Source organism: Mangrovibacter phragmitis (genome assembly GCF_040429585.1).
GTDB lineage: Bacteria > Pseudomonadota > Gammaproteobacteria > Enterobacterales > Enterobacteriaceae > Mangrovibacter > Mangrovibacter phragmitis.
In genome coordinates, this window is record NZ_CP134782.1 from 1,427,720 (window position 1) to 1,444,780 (window position 17,061).

Below are 17,061 nucleotides of genomic sequence, written 5' to 3' on the forward strand. Positions count from 1 at the left end.
CCCCGCATCACAAATTGAGGCCCAGCCCTTGTACAGCCTGATTAATGCTTAATGATATACATTGTCCGACTGTAGGCGACATCTTCGGGGTTATCTATTGGGTAGCCTTTGACCCAGGGTTTAATCAAACGCCCATTGGTATACTGATATATTGGCGCTATCGGTGCCTGCTCTGCGAGGATTTTCTCGGCCTCATTATAATCCTTATTACGGGCCTTTTCGTCCGTTTCACTGGTTGCCTGAGCAATAACCTTGTCATATGCGCTTGAGCTGAAACGCGCGATATTACCACTGTTCGTTGACGTCATGAGCGACAGAAAGGTTGATGCTTCATTATAATCACCTATCCATGAAGCACGGATAACATCAAAATCACCGCTTCGGCGGCTGTCCAGGTAGGTTTTCCATTCCTGATTTTTCAGTGTCACTTCTGCACCGAGCGCTTTTCGCCACATTGAAGCAATGGCAATGGCGATTTTTTGATGGTTTTCTGATGTATTGTAAAGCAGAGATAACTTAAGCGGCTTTTCTGGCCCGAAGCCTGCCGCTGCCAGCAACATTTTTGCCTGCAGGTTGCGCTCTTCCTGAGTCATATCCTGGAACAGGGCGGGTTGAGGCATGAATCCATGTGTTACATCCGGTGTAAAATGCCAGGCGGGTTTTTCCCCGGTACCAAGAACCTTATGAGCAATAATGTCGCGGTTAATGGTCAGGCTTAATGCCAGCCGTACACGCGGATCCGCAGTTGGCCCTTTTTGGGTATTAAATGCGTAGTAGTATGTGCCCAGCTGAGGTGGTGTATAGACTTGTCCGGGAAGCGTCTCCAGCAGTTTGTGATACATGTTCTTCGGGAAGGATTCCGTAATGTCAATGCCACCGGACAGATAACGTTTGGTCGCCGCTGATTCCTGGTTAATTGGGATAAATGTCACCCTGGTGAGTACTGTTTTGGCATTATCCCAATACTGCCTGTTAGGTGTGACTACGAGTTTCTCGTTAACAACTCTGGAAGCCAGTACAAAGGCGCCGTTTCCCACCAGGTTCTCTGGGCGTGTCCAGTTGTTACCATATTTTTCTACCGTTGCCTGTTTTACCGGGAAAAGTGCAAAGCTTGCCGTTAGCAGTGGGAAAAAAGGCACGTTTTTATCGAGTTGTACCTGCAGCGTTCGGCTGTCGAGCGCACTGACACCCAGTTTGTCCGGAGCCACTTTGCCTTCGGTAATAGCCTGCGCATTTTCTATTCCGGCCAGTGCCGCAAATGACGCAAAAGGCGAGCTTGTCTTTGGGTCCACCAGGCGGCGCCAGCTATAAACAAAATCTTCTGCGGTTACCGGTGAGCCGTCAGACCAGCGGGCATCGGACCTCAGAGTAAACGTCCAGATACGGTTGTTATTAGTTTGCCACTTTGTTGCCACGCCAGGAATCAGTGCGCCTGTCGCATCCTGATTAGTAAGCCCTTCAAACAAATCACGAATTACCTGAATTTCAGGTAACCCGACAGCTTTAGCGGGATCCAGTGATGCAGGTTCATCTTTGATATGGCGATTTAATTCCTGCTTTGCTGCAAGCTGTGTCCCTGGCGGTACATCGGCGGCAAATGTGGCCGTTGTGGCACTGCCAACGATAATTGCACTGCAAAGCATTCGGGTAACGAGTTTCATGTGGCTGCCCTGGTTAGAGTTTATCTTTTCCGCACTGGTCGGCACTTTTGATAATTATTTGTTTTGACAGGAGCAATTGCAAACATTCTGTAATACTTTGTTGTAGCTTTTACGACGAACTGTAATCACGCCTGCCATACAGCAGTTCAACATGATTCGTCCTGGTAAACATTTCTGACAACAAGGTGATTTATGACGCTTTCACGAGCGAGACAATTACGCGGTAATTTCCAGACGTCCGCGCAACAATATGGCACCAGCGTTGGTGGGGCTCAGCTTCTCTGGTTTCCGGCCACTGAAATGCAGCCTTCTGCAGGATTGATTATGGCCGGGACCCATGGTGATGAAACTGCAAGTATTATCACCCTGTCCTGCGCGCTGCGGACGCTGGAAGAAACACACCGCCGCCATCATGTCATTCTTTGTGTTAACCCGGACGGCTGCCAGAGTGGTTTGCGGGCAAATTTACGCGGTGTGGATTTGAACCGGAATTTCCCGGCAGCCAACTGGAAACCGGGCGAGACCGTTTATCGCTGGAACACGCAGGCAGCGGTTCGTGATGTAAAACTCTCATCTGGTGAATTTGCCGGCTCTGAGCCAGAAACCCAGGCATTGTGCCAGTTAATCACCCGGATAAAACCTGCCTGGACTGTTTCGTTTCATGAGCCATTAGCCTGCGTTGAAGACCCATACCGCACAGCGCTTGGGGAATGGCTGGCGAAAATGCTGATGTTACCTCTGGTCACCAGCGTGGGCTACGCCACGCCGGGCTCATTTGGCAGTTGGTGTAAAGATAACAGTCTGCCATGTATTACAGCAGAATTACCGCCGGTATCTGCAGACCTCGCTTGTGAGCGTTTCCTGGATGGATTTATCAGCCTGCTTACTTACGAGGGTTAAAGATGTAACATGCCCGGTGTAAAGTTAAGCCCGGGCTCAACATCCACTGCCAGCCACGTTGGGCCATCCAGGTCCAAAAAACGCGCAGAAGGCACCAACGGTAATGCGGCAGTAATCGCACGTGAGGTACACAGCATACAACCTAACATAACCTCAAAACCTGCAGCTATTGCCGCCTGTTGTAATAACAATGCTTCTGTCAGCCCACCCGTTTTATCAAGCTTAATATTGACCATGTCATAATAGCCGGCCAGCGCATCCAGGTGTGAGCGCGTATGGCAGGATTCATCCGCACACACAGGCAAAGGGTGAATAAAATTCGCCAGTGCAGCATCGTCACCCGCTGGCAAGGGTTGCTCCAGCATGGCCACATTGAGGTCTGCAAGTAGCTGGCAACGGGCTGCCAGCCCTTCCACATGCCATGATTCATTAGCATCAACAATCAACGTTGCATCCGGCACAGCTGTACGAATAGCAACCATGCGCTCCGTTATCAGACGGTCGTCGAGCTTCACTTTTAATAAATGTGCGCCATTCAACCAGAGCCTTTGTGCTGCCTGAGCCATTCTTTCCGGGGTATCGATGACCACGGTTTGTGCCATTACCACACTTTCGGGCAAGGGAGTTTTCAGGTATTGCGGTAGCGTAAGCCCTGCGAGGCGAGACTCAAGATCCCATAATGCGCAGTCTACCGCGTTGCGGGCGGCCCCGGCAGGTAGTGCATCCTGGAGATCACTACGGTTCATTCCCAGTTCCAGGGCCGGTATGATACTTGCCACCTGAGCCAACACAGAAGCAGCTGTTTCCCCGTAACGCAGATAAGGTGTGCACTCCCCTACACCTTTTACTCCTGACTCATCAATAATTTCGACCACCACAACAATGGCCTGTTCGCGTGTTCCGCGGGCAATCGTAAAGGGTGTATTAAGTGGCCATGACTCCTCGTAGACACTGACATTTCTCATCACGGTTTATCCCTTTTGTGTTTAATGCAGTATATACCGTTGCACCCAATTATCTTCACGGACATCGGTTTAGTATTCTGGTGCAAATACTTCGCCACGGCTCTCTGTTAACAGTTTTGGCGCTACAATTGCCGGGATGTAAATAATTTTTTATATTCATTCGCTATGAGTTGGCTTACACTAGCTCAAGCGTTAACAATATGAGAACAGGAAAATAACTATGTCACAACTCGTTCATTTTCAGGGTAACCCGGTTGCCGTTAAAGGTCAGATCCCTCAGGCTGGTAGTGTTGCTGCGGCATTCACTCTGGTCGCAAAAGACCTTGCAGATATCTCCCTGAGCCACTATGCGGGTAAACGTAAAGTTCTGAATATTTTCCCAAGCATTGACACTGGTGTTTGCGCAGCATCTGTTCGCAAATTCAACCAACTGGCTACCGAAATGGATAACACTGTTGTGTTGTGCATTTCGGCTGACCTGCCATTTGCCCAGTCTCGCTTCTGCGGTGCTGAAGGCCTTAGCAATGTCGTGACACTTTCTACTCTGCGCCACCCTGAATTCCAGGATACTTATGGGGTGGGGATTGATGATGGTGCACTGAAAGGCCTGACCGCCCGTGCTGTTGTCGTGATCAACGAGAAAGATGAAGTGATTTTCAGCCAACTGGTTAATGAAATCACTGAAGAGCCGGATTACAGCGCCGCACTGGCCGCACTGAAAGGCTGATTGTTCGTTCTTTGATAAAAAGCCGGTTGGATTACAACCGGCTTTTTGTTTACTCACTCTTCCGTTTTACGCCCGCTCAGGCCATATTCCCTTAGCTTGTTCGCAATAGCGGTATGCGACACTCCGAGCCGCCTTGCCAGTTTACGTGTGCTGGGGTAATTACGGTAAAGCTGTGTGAGCACCGCACGTTCAAAGCGGCGCGTGATATCATCTAATGAGCCTTCCATAACGTCATCACCCACCGGCATCACGCTGGCATCCACATCCGGTAATAACACATCCTGAGAACGCAGTTCATAACCTTCAAGCTGAGTCAGAGCCCGGTAAATCGCATTTTTTAACTGCCGGACATTGCCCGGCCAGCTATAACGAGAAAGCACTGAATTTAATTCCGAGGATAACTTAGGCCGCGGCACACCTTGCTCATCAGCAAAGCGGGCAACGAACAACTCAGTAAGCGGCATGATATCCTGCGGGCAGTCACGCAATGGTGGAAGGTTTAATGTCAGGACATTCAGCCGATAATAAAGATCTTCACGGAATGCGCCTTTTTGCACCAGTTCGACAAGGTTTTTCTGGGTAGCGCAGATAACCCTTACATCAACATGCACTTCATGTTCATCGCCTACGCGGCGGAAGGTACCATCGTTGAGAAAACGCAACAGTTTTGCCTGCATGCGCGGCGACATTTCGCCAATTTCATCTAATAAGACGGACCCGCCATTCGCCTGCTCGAAAAACCCTTTTTTCCCTTCTGTAGCATTAGCATAAGCACCTGCAGCATGGCCGAATAATTCACTTTCGACGGCATCTTCCGGGATTGAAGCACAATTAAGCGCCAGGTAAGGTTTTTCTGCCCGGGGGCTCGCCATATGGCAGGCACGGGCAAACAAGTCTTTACCTGTACCTGTTTCACCGACAATAAGTAATGGGGCATTGAGCCCGGCCACTTTGCGCGCCAGTTCGACAACATGGCGCATTGCGCCACTCACCGCGACAACCTGGCTGAAAGCCTCCACATTTTGGTGATTCAGGTTCTGCAACTGCCTGCCCATACGAATGGTCGACTGGAGCATTACAACTGCACCACCAGGCACCGTTTCACCGCTTTCTTCAGCTTCAACCTGTACCGGGGTAATTTCCATCAGAAAATTTTGCCCGTTAATCACCACATGTTCGGTATGTGATGCAACCGGGCGGCTTTCCAGCCAACGGACAAAATTAAAACCGGGAATCAGGCTGGCCGCATTATGGTTACGTAGTTTATCAGCGTCTTGCCCAAACAATGCACAGCACGCCGGGTTTGCCATCTCCACTTTGCTTTTCATATCCAGCGATAATACGGGTTCAGGCAGTGCTTCCAGCAATGCACTTAACGCACGGTGCTCCCGCTCTGTAGGCATCCAGGGTACTGTGCGCACATCAGAGACACCAGGGATACGGCGAATTTCTGCCATCAGGCTGCTGAAGGTATCAAACGCCTGAGTGGAAAAATTGAGATAAATGCGCCCAATGGGATCAATTTCAATGCCCCGTAAATCGATACCACGCAGCACCAGTAAATCGAGTAGCTCACGCGTGAGCCCAAGGCGGTCTTCACAAAACACTTCAAGGCGCATGGCAGGAACCTATATAACAATCAAAAGGACAGTTTGTGATGATACTGCACTTCTGTGCTATCCAGAAGCTATCTGTCAACAAATATTGACAGCCATAAGTTATCAATCAGGGCATAGCGCGTTACAGGTAACAACGTGAAAGGTATCAACAAAGCAATAGCAGCACCGCACTTCTCTTCAGTGCGGTGTTTGGCTTAAGCGGAAGGTGTATTGGTCTGTTTACTGCGTTGCAATGTTGCACGAACCTCACTTATCAGTTCGCGGCGGAAATCGCCCAGTTTCGGTTTATCGCCTGTCCACGGGAGTGGGCGGCATAACTCCATGGTTTTTATTCCCAACCGGGCGGTCAACAGGCCAACGCCAATGCCCTGGGCAGCCCGGGCAGAAAGGCGTGCTGCCAGGTCCTGAGACATCCAGTCCATCCCCACTTCACGTACCAGTTCACTTGCTCCGGCGAAGGCAATATTCAGCAATACCATGCGAAACAGGCGGATACGGCTGAAGTACCCCAGTTCGATACCGTACAACCCCGCAATGTGGTTAATCAGCCGGATATTGCGCCAGGCCACAAACGCCATATCAACCAGTGCAAGTGGGCTGACTGCAATCATCAGCGAAGACTGCGCCGCTGAACGGCTGATGGCTTTACGCGCCTGGTTATCCAGAACCGGCTGTACCATTTGCCCGTACAGTGTGATGACTTCTTTGTCATTATGGGTTTCATGTAACGCCGAATACCAACGCTGCATGGCTGGATGGCGCTGATCAATCCCGGCCTTACCGGCAAGTTTTTCACAAAACACCCGTGCCTTGCCCGAAGCATAGCTGGTTAACATTTCGGCCGCTTCATGGCGTTCTTCGACTCGCTGGCGTAACTTCCATAACCTCCGCCATTCAGTTACCAGTGAACCGGCTCCCGCAACAACAATCAGCCCTCCCGCAGCGCAACCCCCCAGGCTTATCCAGTCCTGTGTGACCCAGGCATTGTGTGCCCATGTCACTCCCTGCGCCACCACGCTCACGCCGAAAATAGCCAGACCAAGCCCGACCAGACGCCGCCATACGCTTTTTTTCGGTTGCAGTGCGCGGGAAACCAGTGCTTCGGCCTGCTGGGCTTCTTCGTTTTCCGGTTCATTTACTTGCACAGGTTCAAAGTTTTCAGCCACATCAAATACTTTGGCCGGGCGCACCGTTGCTTCTGCCTTCTGCACTGGTTTTTCCTGGGAAAAATCAATGCGCGGTTTTATTGGTTCACTCATCGCAGCTTGTCTCCTATCAGGAACTCCATCGCAGCATCCAGCCGAATATGCGGTAAAGGGTTGTCAATATCCATGGGTAGCGGGCGAAATTGCTCAAAAGAGAACCCCTGCTGTTCCCAGAAAGCATTACCAGGCAAACGTGACGGCACTTCTCCTGGGAAGAATGTCAACGGTGTACCATCAGATAACCGGTGACCCTGTAACGCTGGAACTTTTTCGCCCTGATAATCCACCAACCCGGCAGTAGTTGCCTGAACAGATGCCAGCCCCATGCACTCCATTTTAATGCCTTCAAACGCAGCATTCTGCCAGGCATCCTGCACCAGTTGCTGGAGCAGGCTGACCAGGTTGGCATGCTGGTCATGGGTGACATGGTCTGCCTTGGTTGCCGCAAATAACAGCTTATCAATGACTGGTGAAAATAATCGCCGGTACAGTGTGCGCTGCCCGTAATGAAAGCTCTGCATTAATTGCGTTAGTGCGAGGCGCATGTCGTTAAACGCCTGCGGCCCGCTATTAAGTGGCTGCAGGCAATCAACCAGCACAATTTGCCGGTCAAACCGGATAAAGTGTTCCCGGTAAAAACCGCGAACTACATGCTGGCAATAATAGTCGTAGCGGGCCCGCAACATGCCTGCATTGGTTTGTTTCCCTGCCTGAGCAATGACATGGTCACCCAGGTTATCTACATCAGGCCAGGGGAAAAACTGCAATGCGGGAGCACCAGACATTTCGCCAGGCAGGACAAAACGCCCGGGCTGAATAAAGTGCAGGCCAGCCTGTTTACAGGCATGCAGATAATCAGTCCAGGCTGTGGCTATTTCTGCAAGGTGTTTTTCATCCGCCGGCGCGTTCGGGTCCAGGTCTTGCGACAAGGCCTGCCACTTTGCCGCCATCTCACCTCTGGCTCCTTTCAGCAGCCCTGTCATTTGGCGCGACCAGGCAGCATAGTCCAGCCCCAACATGGGAAGATCCAGTAACCATTCCCCCGGGTAATCCACGATATCGAGATACAGTGTGGCATTTTCTTTAAAATGCCGCATAACGCTGGTAGCTGAACGAAAACGAAGTGCAAGACGGATTTCGCTGACACCACGGGTTGGTGTGGGCCAGGCTGGAGGGCTGCCATAAAGCTGTGCAATCCCTTCATCATAGGTAAAGCGTGGAATACCCAAATTTTGCTGTGGTACCCGGCGGGCACCATACAGGCGCCCTTCCCGCGCAGCATTAAGCAAAGGCAGACGCGCGCCGGTTTGAATATTAAGTAATTGGTTAACGAAGGCAGTAATAAAAGCGGTTTTACCGCTACGGCTTAGCCCTGTGACAGCAAGGCGCAGGTGCCGGTCTGCTCCCCGGTTGACCAGAGCCTGAAACTCATTTTTTATTCGCTTCATAACATTCCTGTTATTTGCCAGTACACCCTTTGCCTGCTGCAAAGGCACCTGCATCTCATTGATTTAGATGGCAACCATTGACGACCAGGAGAAATAATAATCATACTGCTAATGACAAACACCAAACAAAATCAAGGTACTGACCACAGTATATACATGAACACCAGCCACTACACTGCCGGGGATTTACCCACCGGAGTTTATACATCAGGGTTATTATGCCAGCGTTGGGTGAATTTTTTCGCGCAAGTGCGTAACACAGGCTCCAGGGCAACGCCCAACAACAGCCGCAAGGGTTTGTGGGCCACCCGGCTAATCACCAGAGTGGCAACTCCGGCAGGCACAAAACGTAACGCGACCGTCGTGGCTAACATGGCCAGAGGTGCCAGGCGGCGATAGCCTGGCTCTGGTGTGCTGTTTACGGTTTTCATAGCTGACGAAACCGACTACGCAAAGTAAAGGAATCCGAGGTAATATAACGCTCCATTGCCTGTAGCCGCCTTTCACTTTCGCCAAGTAATTGATCAGCCTGTGCCAGCAGATGATGGTTGTCAGGTACCGGCTCCTGTTCGTCCTGCAAGCCTTCAGGTCGCGGGTCTAATGCAAATGTTAACGCGATATAGGCCACCACGACAAAAAAGAACAGACCAAAAAACAGCGACAATACCGTTATTGCCCGCACCAGCTTTACTGGTACGTCAAGGTATTCAGCAATCCCGGCACAGACCCCTTTAATCATCCCTTGTTGTGGGTTGCGCCAGAGTTTGCGTTTATGAAATGCGGCCATTAACGTTCCCTCCATCCAGGATGTTCAGCATCCAGTATTTGTTCCAGTGCCTGTATCCGGTCCTGCATACGCCTTGCCTCTCCCGTAAGTTGTTGCAAGCGTTGTTGCTCATTATTTGATAAAACACTTTCGCCTTTGTCACGGTTGCTGTAGTGCAGCCACAGCCAAACGGGGGCGACAAACAACATAAAAATGGTTAACGGAATAGCCAGAAAAAGCGCGCTCATTGGTTCTCCTTACTATATGAATGACGCTCACACAGGGTATCTGCGTGCAATCAGGCATTGTTGTCTTTGTTCATTTTGGCTTTCAGTGCCGCGATTTGTGCGCTGATTTCATCATCGGCTTTTAATTCTGCAAATTCCTGATCAAGGCTTTTACTTTTGCCAAACCGGTGGCTTTCCGCTTCTGCCTCCATCTGATCGATGCGGCGTTCAAACGCATCAAAACGCGCCATTGCTTCATCCAGTTTTCCGGTATCAAGCTGACGACGAACATCACGTGAGGAAGCCGCTGCCTGATGGCGCAAAGCCAGGGCTTGCTGGCGGGCCCGGGTTTCAGTCAGCTTATTTTCAAGCTCACCAATTTCTGTTTTCATGCGTAGCAAGGTTTCATCAATGTGCTCAACTTCGTTATTGAGGCTGGTAATAAGATCAGTGAGTTTCTGTTTTTCAATCAATGCCGCACGGGCCAGATCTTCTTTTTCTTTTCTCAGCGCCAGCTCGGCTTTTTCCTGCCACTCCAGTTGGCGAGCCTGTGCCTGGTCAATACGGCGCGTCAGCTGTTTTTTCTCTGCCAGTGCGCGGGCAGATGTTGAACGTACTTCGACCAGCGTATCTTCCATTTCCTGAATCATCAGCCGTACTAATTTTTGTGGATCTTCTGCTTTTTCCAGTAAGGAGTTGATGTTGGCATTAATGATGTCAGTAAAGCGCGAAAAAATTCCCATTTAAATCTCCTTAACCTGCCAGACTGAACATAGACAGGTTTCTGTGTTGTGCCAGAACAGGCTGGCATGCCTTTGACTGAGCTCTGGTATTCGCTATACCACCGCGATTACTCTTCTGCTGTACCCTGTGGGTATTACAAATTGCGTGCCAACATATCAACACATTGAAATAAAACATTTTTAATTATTTTACCTGCCAGGCAGAACTGGCTATAGTGGTTAAATACACCACCAAGTAGTGAATTTGACCATGACAGATGAGAAGGATAACCTGGTTGGCGAGTCCAATAACTTTCTTGAGGTGCTGGAGCATGCCTCACGCCTGGCTCAATTGAACAAACCCGTTTTGGTAGTTGGTGAACGGGGAACCGGTAAGGAGTTAGTTGCTCACCGGATTCATTACTTATCACCGCGCTGGCAAGGGCCATTTGTTTCACTCAACTGTTCGGCCCTTAATGAAAATTTACTGGATTCAGAGCTTTTTGGTCATGAGGCAGGTGCATTTACTGGGGCGCAAAAACGCCATCCCGGCAGGTTTGAACGCGCCGAAGGTGGAACGCTTTTTCTCGACGAATTAGCGACGGCTCCCATGCAGGTTCAGGAAAAACTGTTGCGGGTTATTGAGTACGGAGAGCTGGAACGTGTCGGTGGAACCCAGCCGCTCAAGGTTGATGTCAGACTGGTTTGTGCCACAAATGCCGACTTACCCGCGATGGCACACAGCGGACAGTTCAGAGCCGACCTGCTCGACCGTCTGGCATTTGATGTTGTTACTCTGCCCCCTTTACGCCAGCGTCAGTCCGATATTTTATTGCTGGCTCAACACTTTGCCATCCAAATGTGCCGGGAAATGGGCTTACCATTATTTGCCGGCTTTAGCGAACAGGCCGAGTCACAGTTACTGGCCTGGCCCTGGCCGGGTAATATTCGTGAATTGAAGAATGTTGTTGAACGCTCGGTTTACCGTCATGGTTCAAACCCCGAAGAGCTCGATAATATTGTCTTCAACCCTTTTTCAGGTTCCGGTTCGCAGTTAGCCGGGGAAGAGCCTGCCATATCACCAGCGCTTTCAGTACCGGTGTTACCCATAGATTTACGGGCCTTTCAGTTGCAACAAGAAAAAAGTCTGGTGCTAACAAGCCTGCAACAAACCCGTTTTAACCAGAAAATGGCGGCGGAAAAGTTGGGGTTAACCTACCACCAATTACGTGCTTTGCTCAAAAAACATCAAATCCACTAGCCCGTTGGCGATATTTACAGCAAACATTCCGACATTTTTTGGGATGGCGTTAAGAGTGCGATACACTTAAGTTCTTAGTTATCGTGACCCAAAAAAATATGCGCTCATTTCTCGTTTCATTGCTGGCCCTGCTGGGTTCTCTTAGCAGTACAGCTTATGCTACGTCACAGGACTCACCGCCAGACATTCACCAGAGCGGTTTTGTCTATTGTGCCAATGGCCAGGTTAATACCTTCAATCCGCAAAAAGTCAGTGAAGGTCTAACGGTGGATACCCTTGCGGCTCAACTTTATGACCGGTTACTTGATGTGGACCCTTACACTTACCGACTGGTGCCAGAACTCGCACAAAGTTGGGAAGTGCTGGATAATGGTGCCACCTTCCGCTTTCATTTACGCCATGATGTGGCTTTCCAGACTACTGCATGGTTTACGCCAACCCGCAATTTGAATGCGGATGATGTTGTGTTCAGTTTTAAACGCATCTTCGACAAGAACGACCCCTGGCATAGTGTCAATGGCGATAACTACCCCTATTTCGACAGCCTTCAGTTTGCTGATACCATTGAAAGTATTCGTAAGCTTGATAATTACACCGTTGAGTTTCGTCTTAAGCGCCCGGATGCTTCATTTTTATGGCACCTTGCCACGCACTATGCATCAGTAATGTCTGCGGAATATGCTCACAAGCTGGAAAATGCAGGTAAACAGGAGTTAATTGACCGCCTGCCGGTGGGGACCGGGCCGTTTAAACTCACTGAGTATCGCGCTGGGCAATTTATCCGCCTGGCACGGCATGAACATTACTGGCGCGGCGAGCCTAAAATGCCCCAGGTGGTGATTGATATGGGCTCTGGTGGTACCGGGCGTATGTCCCGTCTGCTCACTGGGGAATGCGATGTCCTTGCCTGGCCTGCTGCCAGCCAGTTGACCATTTTGCGTGATGACCCGCGTCTGCGCCTGACCTTACGCCCCGGGATGAATATTGCATTCCTGGCGTTCAATACCAACAAACCACCACTAAATAACCCGGCAGTTCGGCATGCTCTGTCGCTATCGATTAATAACCAACGCCTGATGCAGTCAATTTATTATGGTACGGCAGAAACAGCAGCCTCCATTCTGCCGCGTGCATCCTGGGCGTATGACAGTAGTTCCAAAATTACGGAATACAACCCGGAAAAATCACGTCAGCAACTGGAAGCACTGGGTATCAAAAATCTGACATTACAGCTTTGGGTACCAACCACTTCCCAACCCTGGAACCCCAGCCCACTTAAAACGGCTGAACTGATTCAGGCAGATATGGCACAAGTTGGCGTGAAGGTGATTATTCGTGCGGTTGAAGGTCGTTTCCAGGAAGCCCGGTTAATGGATATGAGCCACGACCTGACATTAACCGGTTGGGCAACGGACAGTAATGATCCGGACAGTTTCTTCCGACCGTTACTAAGTTGTGCCGCAAGCCGTTCACAAACCAATTTTTCTCACTGGTGTAACCGGGATTTTGATGCTGTGTTACAGCAGGCTCTGGACTCCTCCCAGCTTTCATCGCGCATTGAAGCCTACCGTCAGGCTCAGCAGATTCTGGCACAGGAGCTTCCGGTTTTACCGCTGGCTTCTTCACTGCGTTTACAGGCCTATCGGTATGATATGAAAGGACTGGTGCTAAGCCCCTTTGGCAGTGCTTCATTTGCCGGAGTCTGGCGTGAAACCCCTGAGGTGAAAAAACCATGATTATTTTCACATTGCGCCGCTTGTTATTACTGATAGTGACCTTGTTTTTACTTTCATTTGTGGGGTTCAGCCTGAGTTATTTCACTCCCCATGCGCCACTACAGGGAGCCTCGGTGTGGAATGCCTGGCTATTTTGGTTCAACAGTTTAATCCACTGGGATTTTGGTGTTTCCAGTATTAATGGTCAGTCAATTAATGAACAACTTGCCGAAGTTTTTCCGGCGACCCTTGAATTATGCATTTTGTCATTCGGTCTGGCACTGGTAGTCGGTATCCCGTTGGGTATGCTCGCTGGTGTCACTCGTTATAAATGGCAGGACAACCTTATTTCAACTTTGGCGCTTATAGGATTCTCCATTCCGGTGTTCTGGCTTGCGCTATTGCTGACTTTATTTTTCTCACTTACGTTAGGCTGGTTACCTGTCTCGGGACGAATAGATTTGCTCTATCAGGTCAAAGATGTAACAGGTTTTGCATTAATTGATGCCTGGCTTTCAGATTCACCTTATCGCACTCAGATGATTATGAGTGTGCTACGTCATATGGTGCTGCCAGTTGCCACATTGACTCTCGCGCCTATGACTGAAGTGGTGCGCTTAATGCGCATCAGCACTATTGAGGTTTTCGATACCAATTACATTAAAGCGGCGGCCACCCGCGGTGTGTCACGGTTTACCGTTCTGCACCGGCATGTACTGCATAATGCCCTTCCCCCGGTGATTCCCCGTTTGGGTTTGCAATTCTCCACTATGCTCACGCTCGCGATGATAACTGAAGTGGTCTTTAGCTGGCCGGGTCTGGGCCGCTGGTTGGTTAATGCCATTCGCCAACAAGATTATGCCGCCATTTCTGCGGGGGTAATGGTCATTGGCTCATTAGTTATTATTGTCAATGTTGTTTCAGATATTCTGGGTGCGCTTGCCAACCCATTGAAGCATAAGGAATGGTATGCCCTACGATAATGTTTACAGCGAAAAGCGTCCACCAGGGCCGTTGCTGATTACCTGGCGAAAATTTTATGGTGATACGCCAGCAATGATTGGCCTGTATGGGTGTGGGGCATTATTGCTTTTGTGCCTGTTCGGCCGTGTTTTTGCCCCTTATGGTATTGACCAACAGTTTTTGGGCTATCAATTATTGCCGCCGTCCTGGTCACGTTATGGTGATGTGTCTTTCTTTCTCGGCACTGATGATTTAGGGCGTGATGTGTTGAGCCGGCTGCTCAGTGGCGCATTGCCCACTGTGGGGGGCGCGTTTGTAGTTACCCTGGCGGCAGCATTTTGCGGGCTGATCATGGGCGTGTTTGCCGGTTCAACTCATGGTCTGCGTTCTGCCGCGCTTAACCATATTCTGGACGCACTGCTGTCGATTCCGTCACTGTTACTGGCGATTATAGTTGTTGCTTTCGCCGGGCCACACTTGTTTCATGCCATGTTTGCAGTCTGGCTTGCCTTGTTACCACGTATGGTACGTTCCGTTTATCTGTTGGTGCATGATGAACTGGAAAAAGAGTATGTCATTGCTACACGGCTTGATGGTGCTTCCACACTGAATATTCTGGTTTACTCAGTTATGCCAAATATTGCCGCCGGGTTGGTGGGGGAAGTCACCCGCGCTTTTTCTATTGCAATCCTGGATATTGCAGCGCTCGGTTTTCTCGACCTTGGCGCACAACTTCCTTCTCCAGAATGGGGAGCGATGCTGGGTGATGCACTTGAGTTGATCTACGTTGCCCCCTGGACCGTGATGTTGCCAGGCGCTGCTATCATGATAAGTGTCCTGTTGATTAACCTGCTGGGTGATGGTATTCGCCGCGCAATCATTTCAGGGGTGGAATAATGCCATTATTGGATATACGCAATCTCACCATTGAATTGAAAACCAGCGAAGGCTGGGTTAAAGCGGTTGACCGGGTCAGCCTGACACTCAATGAAGGTGATGTCCGGGGTCTGGTTGGTGAGTCTGGCTCAGGTAAAAGTCTGATAGCCAAAGCATTGTGTGGTGTCACGAAAGATAACTGGCGAGTTACAGCTGACCGTATGCGTTTTGACGATATCGATTTGATGCGCCTGTCATCAAGGGAACGTCGCAAACTTATCGGGCACAATGTTTCAATGATTTTTCAGGAGCCACAATCCTGTCTTGACCCTTCGGAATCAATTGGCCGTCAGTTAATGCAAAATATTCCGGGGTGGACCTGGAAAGGCCGTTGGTGGAAACGGTTTGGCTGGCGTAAGCGCCGGGCTATCGAGTTGCTTCACCGCGTGGGAATTAAAGATCATAAAGATGCCATGCGCAGCTTTCCGTATGAATTAACGGAAGGTGAATGCCAGAAAGTGATGATTGCCATTGCCCTTGCTAACCAACCAAGACTTTTGATTGCGGATGAGCCAACTAATGCGATGGAACCCACCACACAGGCGCAAATTTTCCGGTTACTCAGCCGGCTAAACCAGAACAACAATACGACAATTTTGTTGATAAGCCATGACTTGCAAATGTTGAGCCAGTGGACAGACCGGATCATAGTAATGTATTGCGGGCAGACCGTGGAATCAGCACCCAGTGATGAACTGATTTCAATGCCTTACCATCCGTATACCCAGGCGCTGATTCGTGCTATTCCAGATTTCGGCAGTGCAATGCCGCATAAAAGCCGGCTGAACACCCTGCCGGGCGCCATTCCGCTACTGGAACATTTGCCTATTGGCTGTCGGCTTGGTCCACGCTGCCCTTACGCCCAGCGTGAATGTATTGAAACTCCACGCCTGACTGGAGCACGTAGCCGGCAATACGCATGCCACTTCCCGTTAAATATGGAGAGCCAGTAATTATGGTGGAAACATTACTCGAAGTCAGAAACCTGAGTAAAACTTTCCGCTACCGCACAGGAATGTTTCACCGGCAACTGGTTGAAGCGGTTAAACCACTGAGTTTTATGCTCAGGGAGCGGCAAACGCTGGCTATTATTGGCGAGAATGGTTCGGGAAAATCAACCCTGGCAAAAATGCTGGCGGGGATGGTGGAACCAACCGCCGGTGAAGTGGTGATTAATGACCACCTATTGCATTATGGCGATTATGCCTGGCGCTGCCAGCAAATACGCATGATCTTTCAGGATCCGTCCACCTCGCTCAATCCGCGCCAACGGGTTTCCCAAATACTGGATTTCCCCTTACGCCTGAATACGGAGTTAGAGCCAGAGGCGCGCCGTAAACAGATAGTGGAAACACTACGTATGGTTGGATTGTTACCGGATCACGCCAGCTACTACCCGCATATGCTTGCTCCCGGGCAAAAACAGCGCCTGGGTCTGGCCCGTGCGTTAATTCTCCGGCCAAAAGTGATTATTGCTGATGAAGCACTGGCATCTCTGGATATGTCTATGCGTTCTCAGTTGATTAACCTCATGCTGGAATTGCAAGAGAAACAAGGTATTTCATATATTTATGTTACTCAGCATATAGGCATGATGAAACACATTAGTGATCAGGTAATGGTGATGCAGCATGGCGAAGTCGTTGAGCGTGGCAGTACCGCAGATGTGCTTGCATCGCCATTGCATGAGCTGACCCGCAGGCTTATCGCCAGCCATTTTGGGGAAGCACTGACTGCAGATGCCTGGCGTAAAGACAAAAAATAGCTCAGCAAGGTTTATATACGCGCTGGTTGGATGAGGCGCTATGCTATTGAGTGATATACTGCGCCAGCGTTATGCGGCCTGCTCCGCGTGCCCGCCAAATAGTTAGATAGTTATGTTGTGATTGGTGCGCTATAACTTCGGGCTGATTTCGAATAATTGAAAAAATTGCTTTTAATAAATT

The 17,061-nt window shown here is 50.0% G+C and carries 17 protein-coding genes; 8 read left to right on the top strand and 9 right to left on the bottom strand.

Annotation, left to right across the window (positions count from 1 at the left end):
• Positions 1–41 precede the first annotated feature (41 nt).
• Positions 42–1,643, bottom strand: a complete 1,602-nt coding sequence (locus tag MPHASIOC01_RS06745) for an ABC transporter substrate-binding protein (protein WP_405027769.1) — start codon at positions 1,641–1,643, stop codon at positions 42–44.
• 210 nt (positions 1,644–1,853) lie between these two features.
• On the opposite strand from MPHASIOC01_RS06745, the gene mpaA reads away from it, so the two are divergent.
• Positions 1,854–2,561 carry a murein tripeptide amidase MpaA gene (gene mpaA / locus MPHASIOC01_RS06750; RefSeq protein ID WP_064593848.1) on the top strand — a complete coding sequence of 236 codons (708 nt, stop codon included), beginning with the start codon at positions 1,854–1,856 and terminating at the stop codon, positions 2,559–2,561.
• Here the strand turns inward: mpaA and ycjG are convergent.
• Positions 2,558–3,526, bottom strand: coding sequence for an L-Ala-D/L-Glu epimerase (gene ycjG / locus MPHASIOC01_RS06755; RefSeq protein ID WP_064593850.1), 969 nt, complete (start codon positions 3,524–3,526; stop codon positions 2,558–2,560). The two genes, mpaA and ycjG, sit on opposite strands and share 4 nt — an antisense overlap.
• 220 nt (positions 3,527–3,746) lie before the next feature.
• Here ycjG and tpx point away from each other — a divergent pair, with 220 nt between their 5' ends.
• Positions 3,747–4,253 carry a thiol peroxidase gene (tpx, locus tag MPHASIOC01_RS06760; protein WP_064593852.1) on the top strand — a complete coding sequence of 169 codons (507 nt, stop codon included), beginning with the start codon at positions 3,747–3,749 and terminating at the stop codon, positions 4,251–4,253.
• Positions 4,254–4,306: 53 nt separating this feature from the next.
• Here the strand turns inward: tpx and tyrR are convergent, their stop codons facing one another.
• From tyrR to pspA, 7 genes are all read right to left on the bottom strand, one after another.
• Complete coding sequence (gene tyrR, locus MPHASIOC01_RS06765) at positions 4,307–5,872, bottom strand: transcriptional regulator TyrR (RefSeq protein WP_064593853.1); 1,566 nt, start codon at positions 5,870–5,872, stop codon at positions 4,307–4,309.
• A 194-nt stretch (positions 5,873–6,066) separates the two neighbouring features.
• The gene (locus tag MPHASIOC01_RS06770; protein WP_064593855.1) at positions 6,067–7,131 is read right to left on the bottom strand and encodes a YcjF family protein; all 1,065 of its coding nucleotides are present in this window, start codon (positions 7,129–7,131) and stop codon (positions 6,067–6,069) included.
• Entirely contained in the window at positions 7,128–8,525 is a 1,398-nt protein-coding gene (locus MPHASIOC01_RS06775) for a YcjX family protein (RefSeq protein WP_064595438.1), read from the bottom strand. The genes MPHASIOC01_RS06770 and MPHASIOC01_RS06775 overlap by 4 nt, the downstream gene beginning before the upstream one ends.
• 200 nt (positions 8,526–8,725) lie before the next feature.
• Positions 8,726–8,956: a phage shock protein PspD gene (locus MPHASIOC01_RS06780; protein ID WP_064593857.1), complete on the bottom strand. Its 231-nt coding sequence runs from the start codon at positions 8,954–8,956 to the stop codon at positions 8,726–8,728.
• Positions 8,953–9,312, bottom strand: a complete 360-nt coding sequence (pspC, locus tag MPHASIOC01_RS06785; RefSeq protein WP_064593859.1) for an envelope stress response membrane protein PspC — start codon at positions 9,310–9,312, stop codon at positions 8,953–8,955. Before pspC ends, MPHASIOC01_RS06780 begins: the two co-directional genes overlap by 4 nt.
• On the bottom strand, positions 9,312–9,539 hold the full coding sequence (gene pspB / locus MPHASIOC01_RS06790; RefSeq protein WP_064593861.1) for an envelope stress response membrane protein PspB: 228 nt from the start codon (positions 9,537–9,539) through the stop codon (positions 9,312–9,314). The genes pspC and pspB overlap by 1 nt, the downstream gene beginning before the upstream one ends.
• Positions 9,540–9,589: 50 nt before the next feature.
• Positions 9,590–10,261, bottom strand: a complete 672-nt coding sequence (gene pspA / locus MPHASIOC01_RS06795; protein ID WP_064593863.1) for a phage shock protein PspA — start codon at positions 10,259–10,261, stop codon at positions 9,590–9,592.
• Between the two features lie 250 nt (positions 10,262–10,511).
• Between pspA and pspF the strand changes: the two genes are divergently transcribed.
• The 6 genes from pspF (at position 10,512) to sapF (ending at position 16,880) form a co-directional block, all read left to right on the top strand.
• The gene (gene pspF / locus MPHASIOC01_RS06800; RefSeq protein ID WP_064593866.1) at positions 10,512–11,501 is read left to right on the top strand and encodes a phage shock protein operon transcriptional activator; all 990 of its coding nucleotides are present in this window, start codon (positions 10,512–10,514) and stop codon (positions 11,499–11,501) included.
• 98 nt (positions 11,502–11,599) lie between these two features.
• The gene (gene sapA / locus MPHASIOC01_RS06805; protein WP_064595440.1) at positions 11,600–13,237 is read left to right on the top strand and encodes an ABC transporter substrate-binding protein SapA; all 1,638 of its coding nucleotides are present in this window, start codon (positions 11,600–11,602) and stop codon (positions 13,235–13,237) included.
• Entirely contained in the window at positions 13,234–14,199 is a 966-nt protein-coding gene (gene sapB / locus MPHASIOC01_RS06810) for a putrescine export ABC transporter permease SapB (RefSeq protein WP_064593868.1), read from the top strand. Before sapA ends, sapB begins: the two co-directional genes overlap by 4 nt.
• Positions 14,186–15,076, top strand: a complete 891-nt coding sequence (sapC, locus tag MPHASIOC01_RS06815; RefSeq protein WP_064593870.1) for a putrescine export ABC transporter permease SapC — start codon at positions 14,186–14,188, stop codon at positions 15,074–15,076. The genes sapB and sapC overlap by 14 nt, the downstream gene beginning before the upstream one ends.
• Positions 15,076–16,068: a putrescine export ABC transporter ATP-binding protein SapD gene (sapD, locus tag MPHASIOC01_RS06820; protein WP_064593872.1), complete on the top strand. Its 993-nt coding sequence runs from the start codon at positions 15,076–15,078 to the stop codon at positions 16,066–16,068. Before sapC ends, sapD begins: the two co-directional genes overlap by 1 nt.
• A 2-nt stretch (positions 16,069–16,070) precedes the next feature.
• Entirely contained in the window at positions 16,071–16,880 is an 810-nt protein-coding gene (sapF, locus tag MPHASIOC01_RS06825; protein ID WP_064593875.1) for a putrescine export ABC transporter ATP-binding protein SapF, read from the top strand.
• The last annotated feature ends 181 nt before the right edge of the window (positions 16,881–17,061 follow it).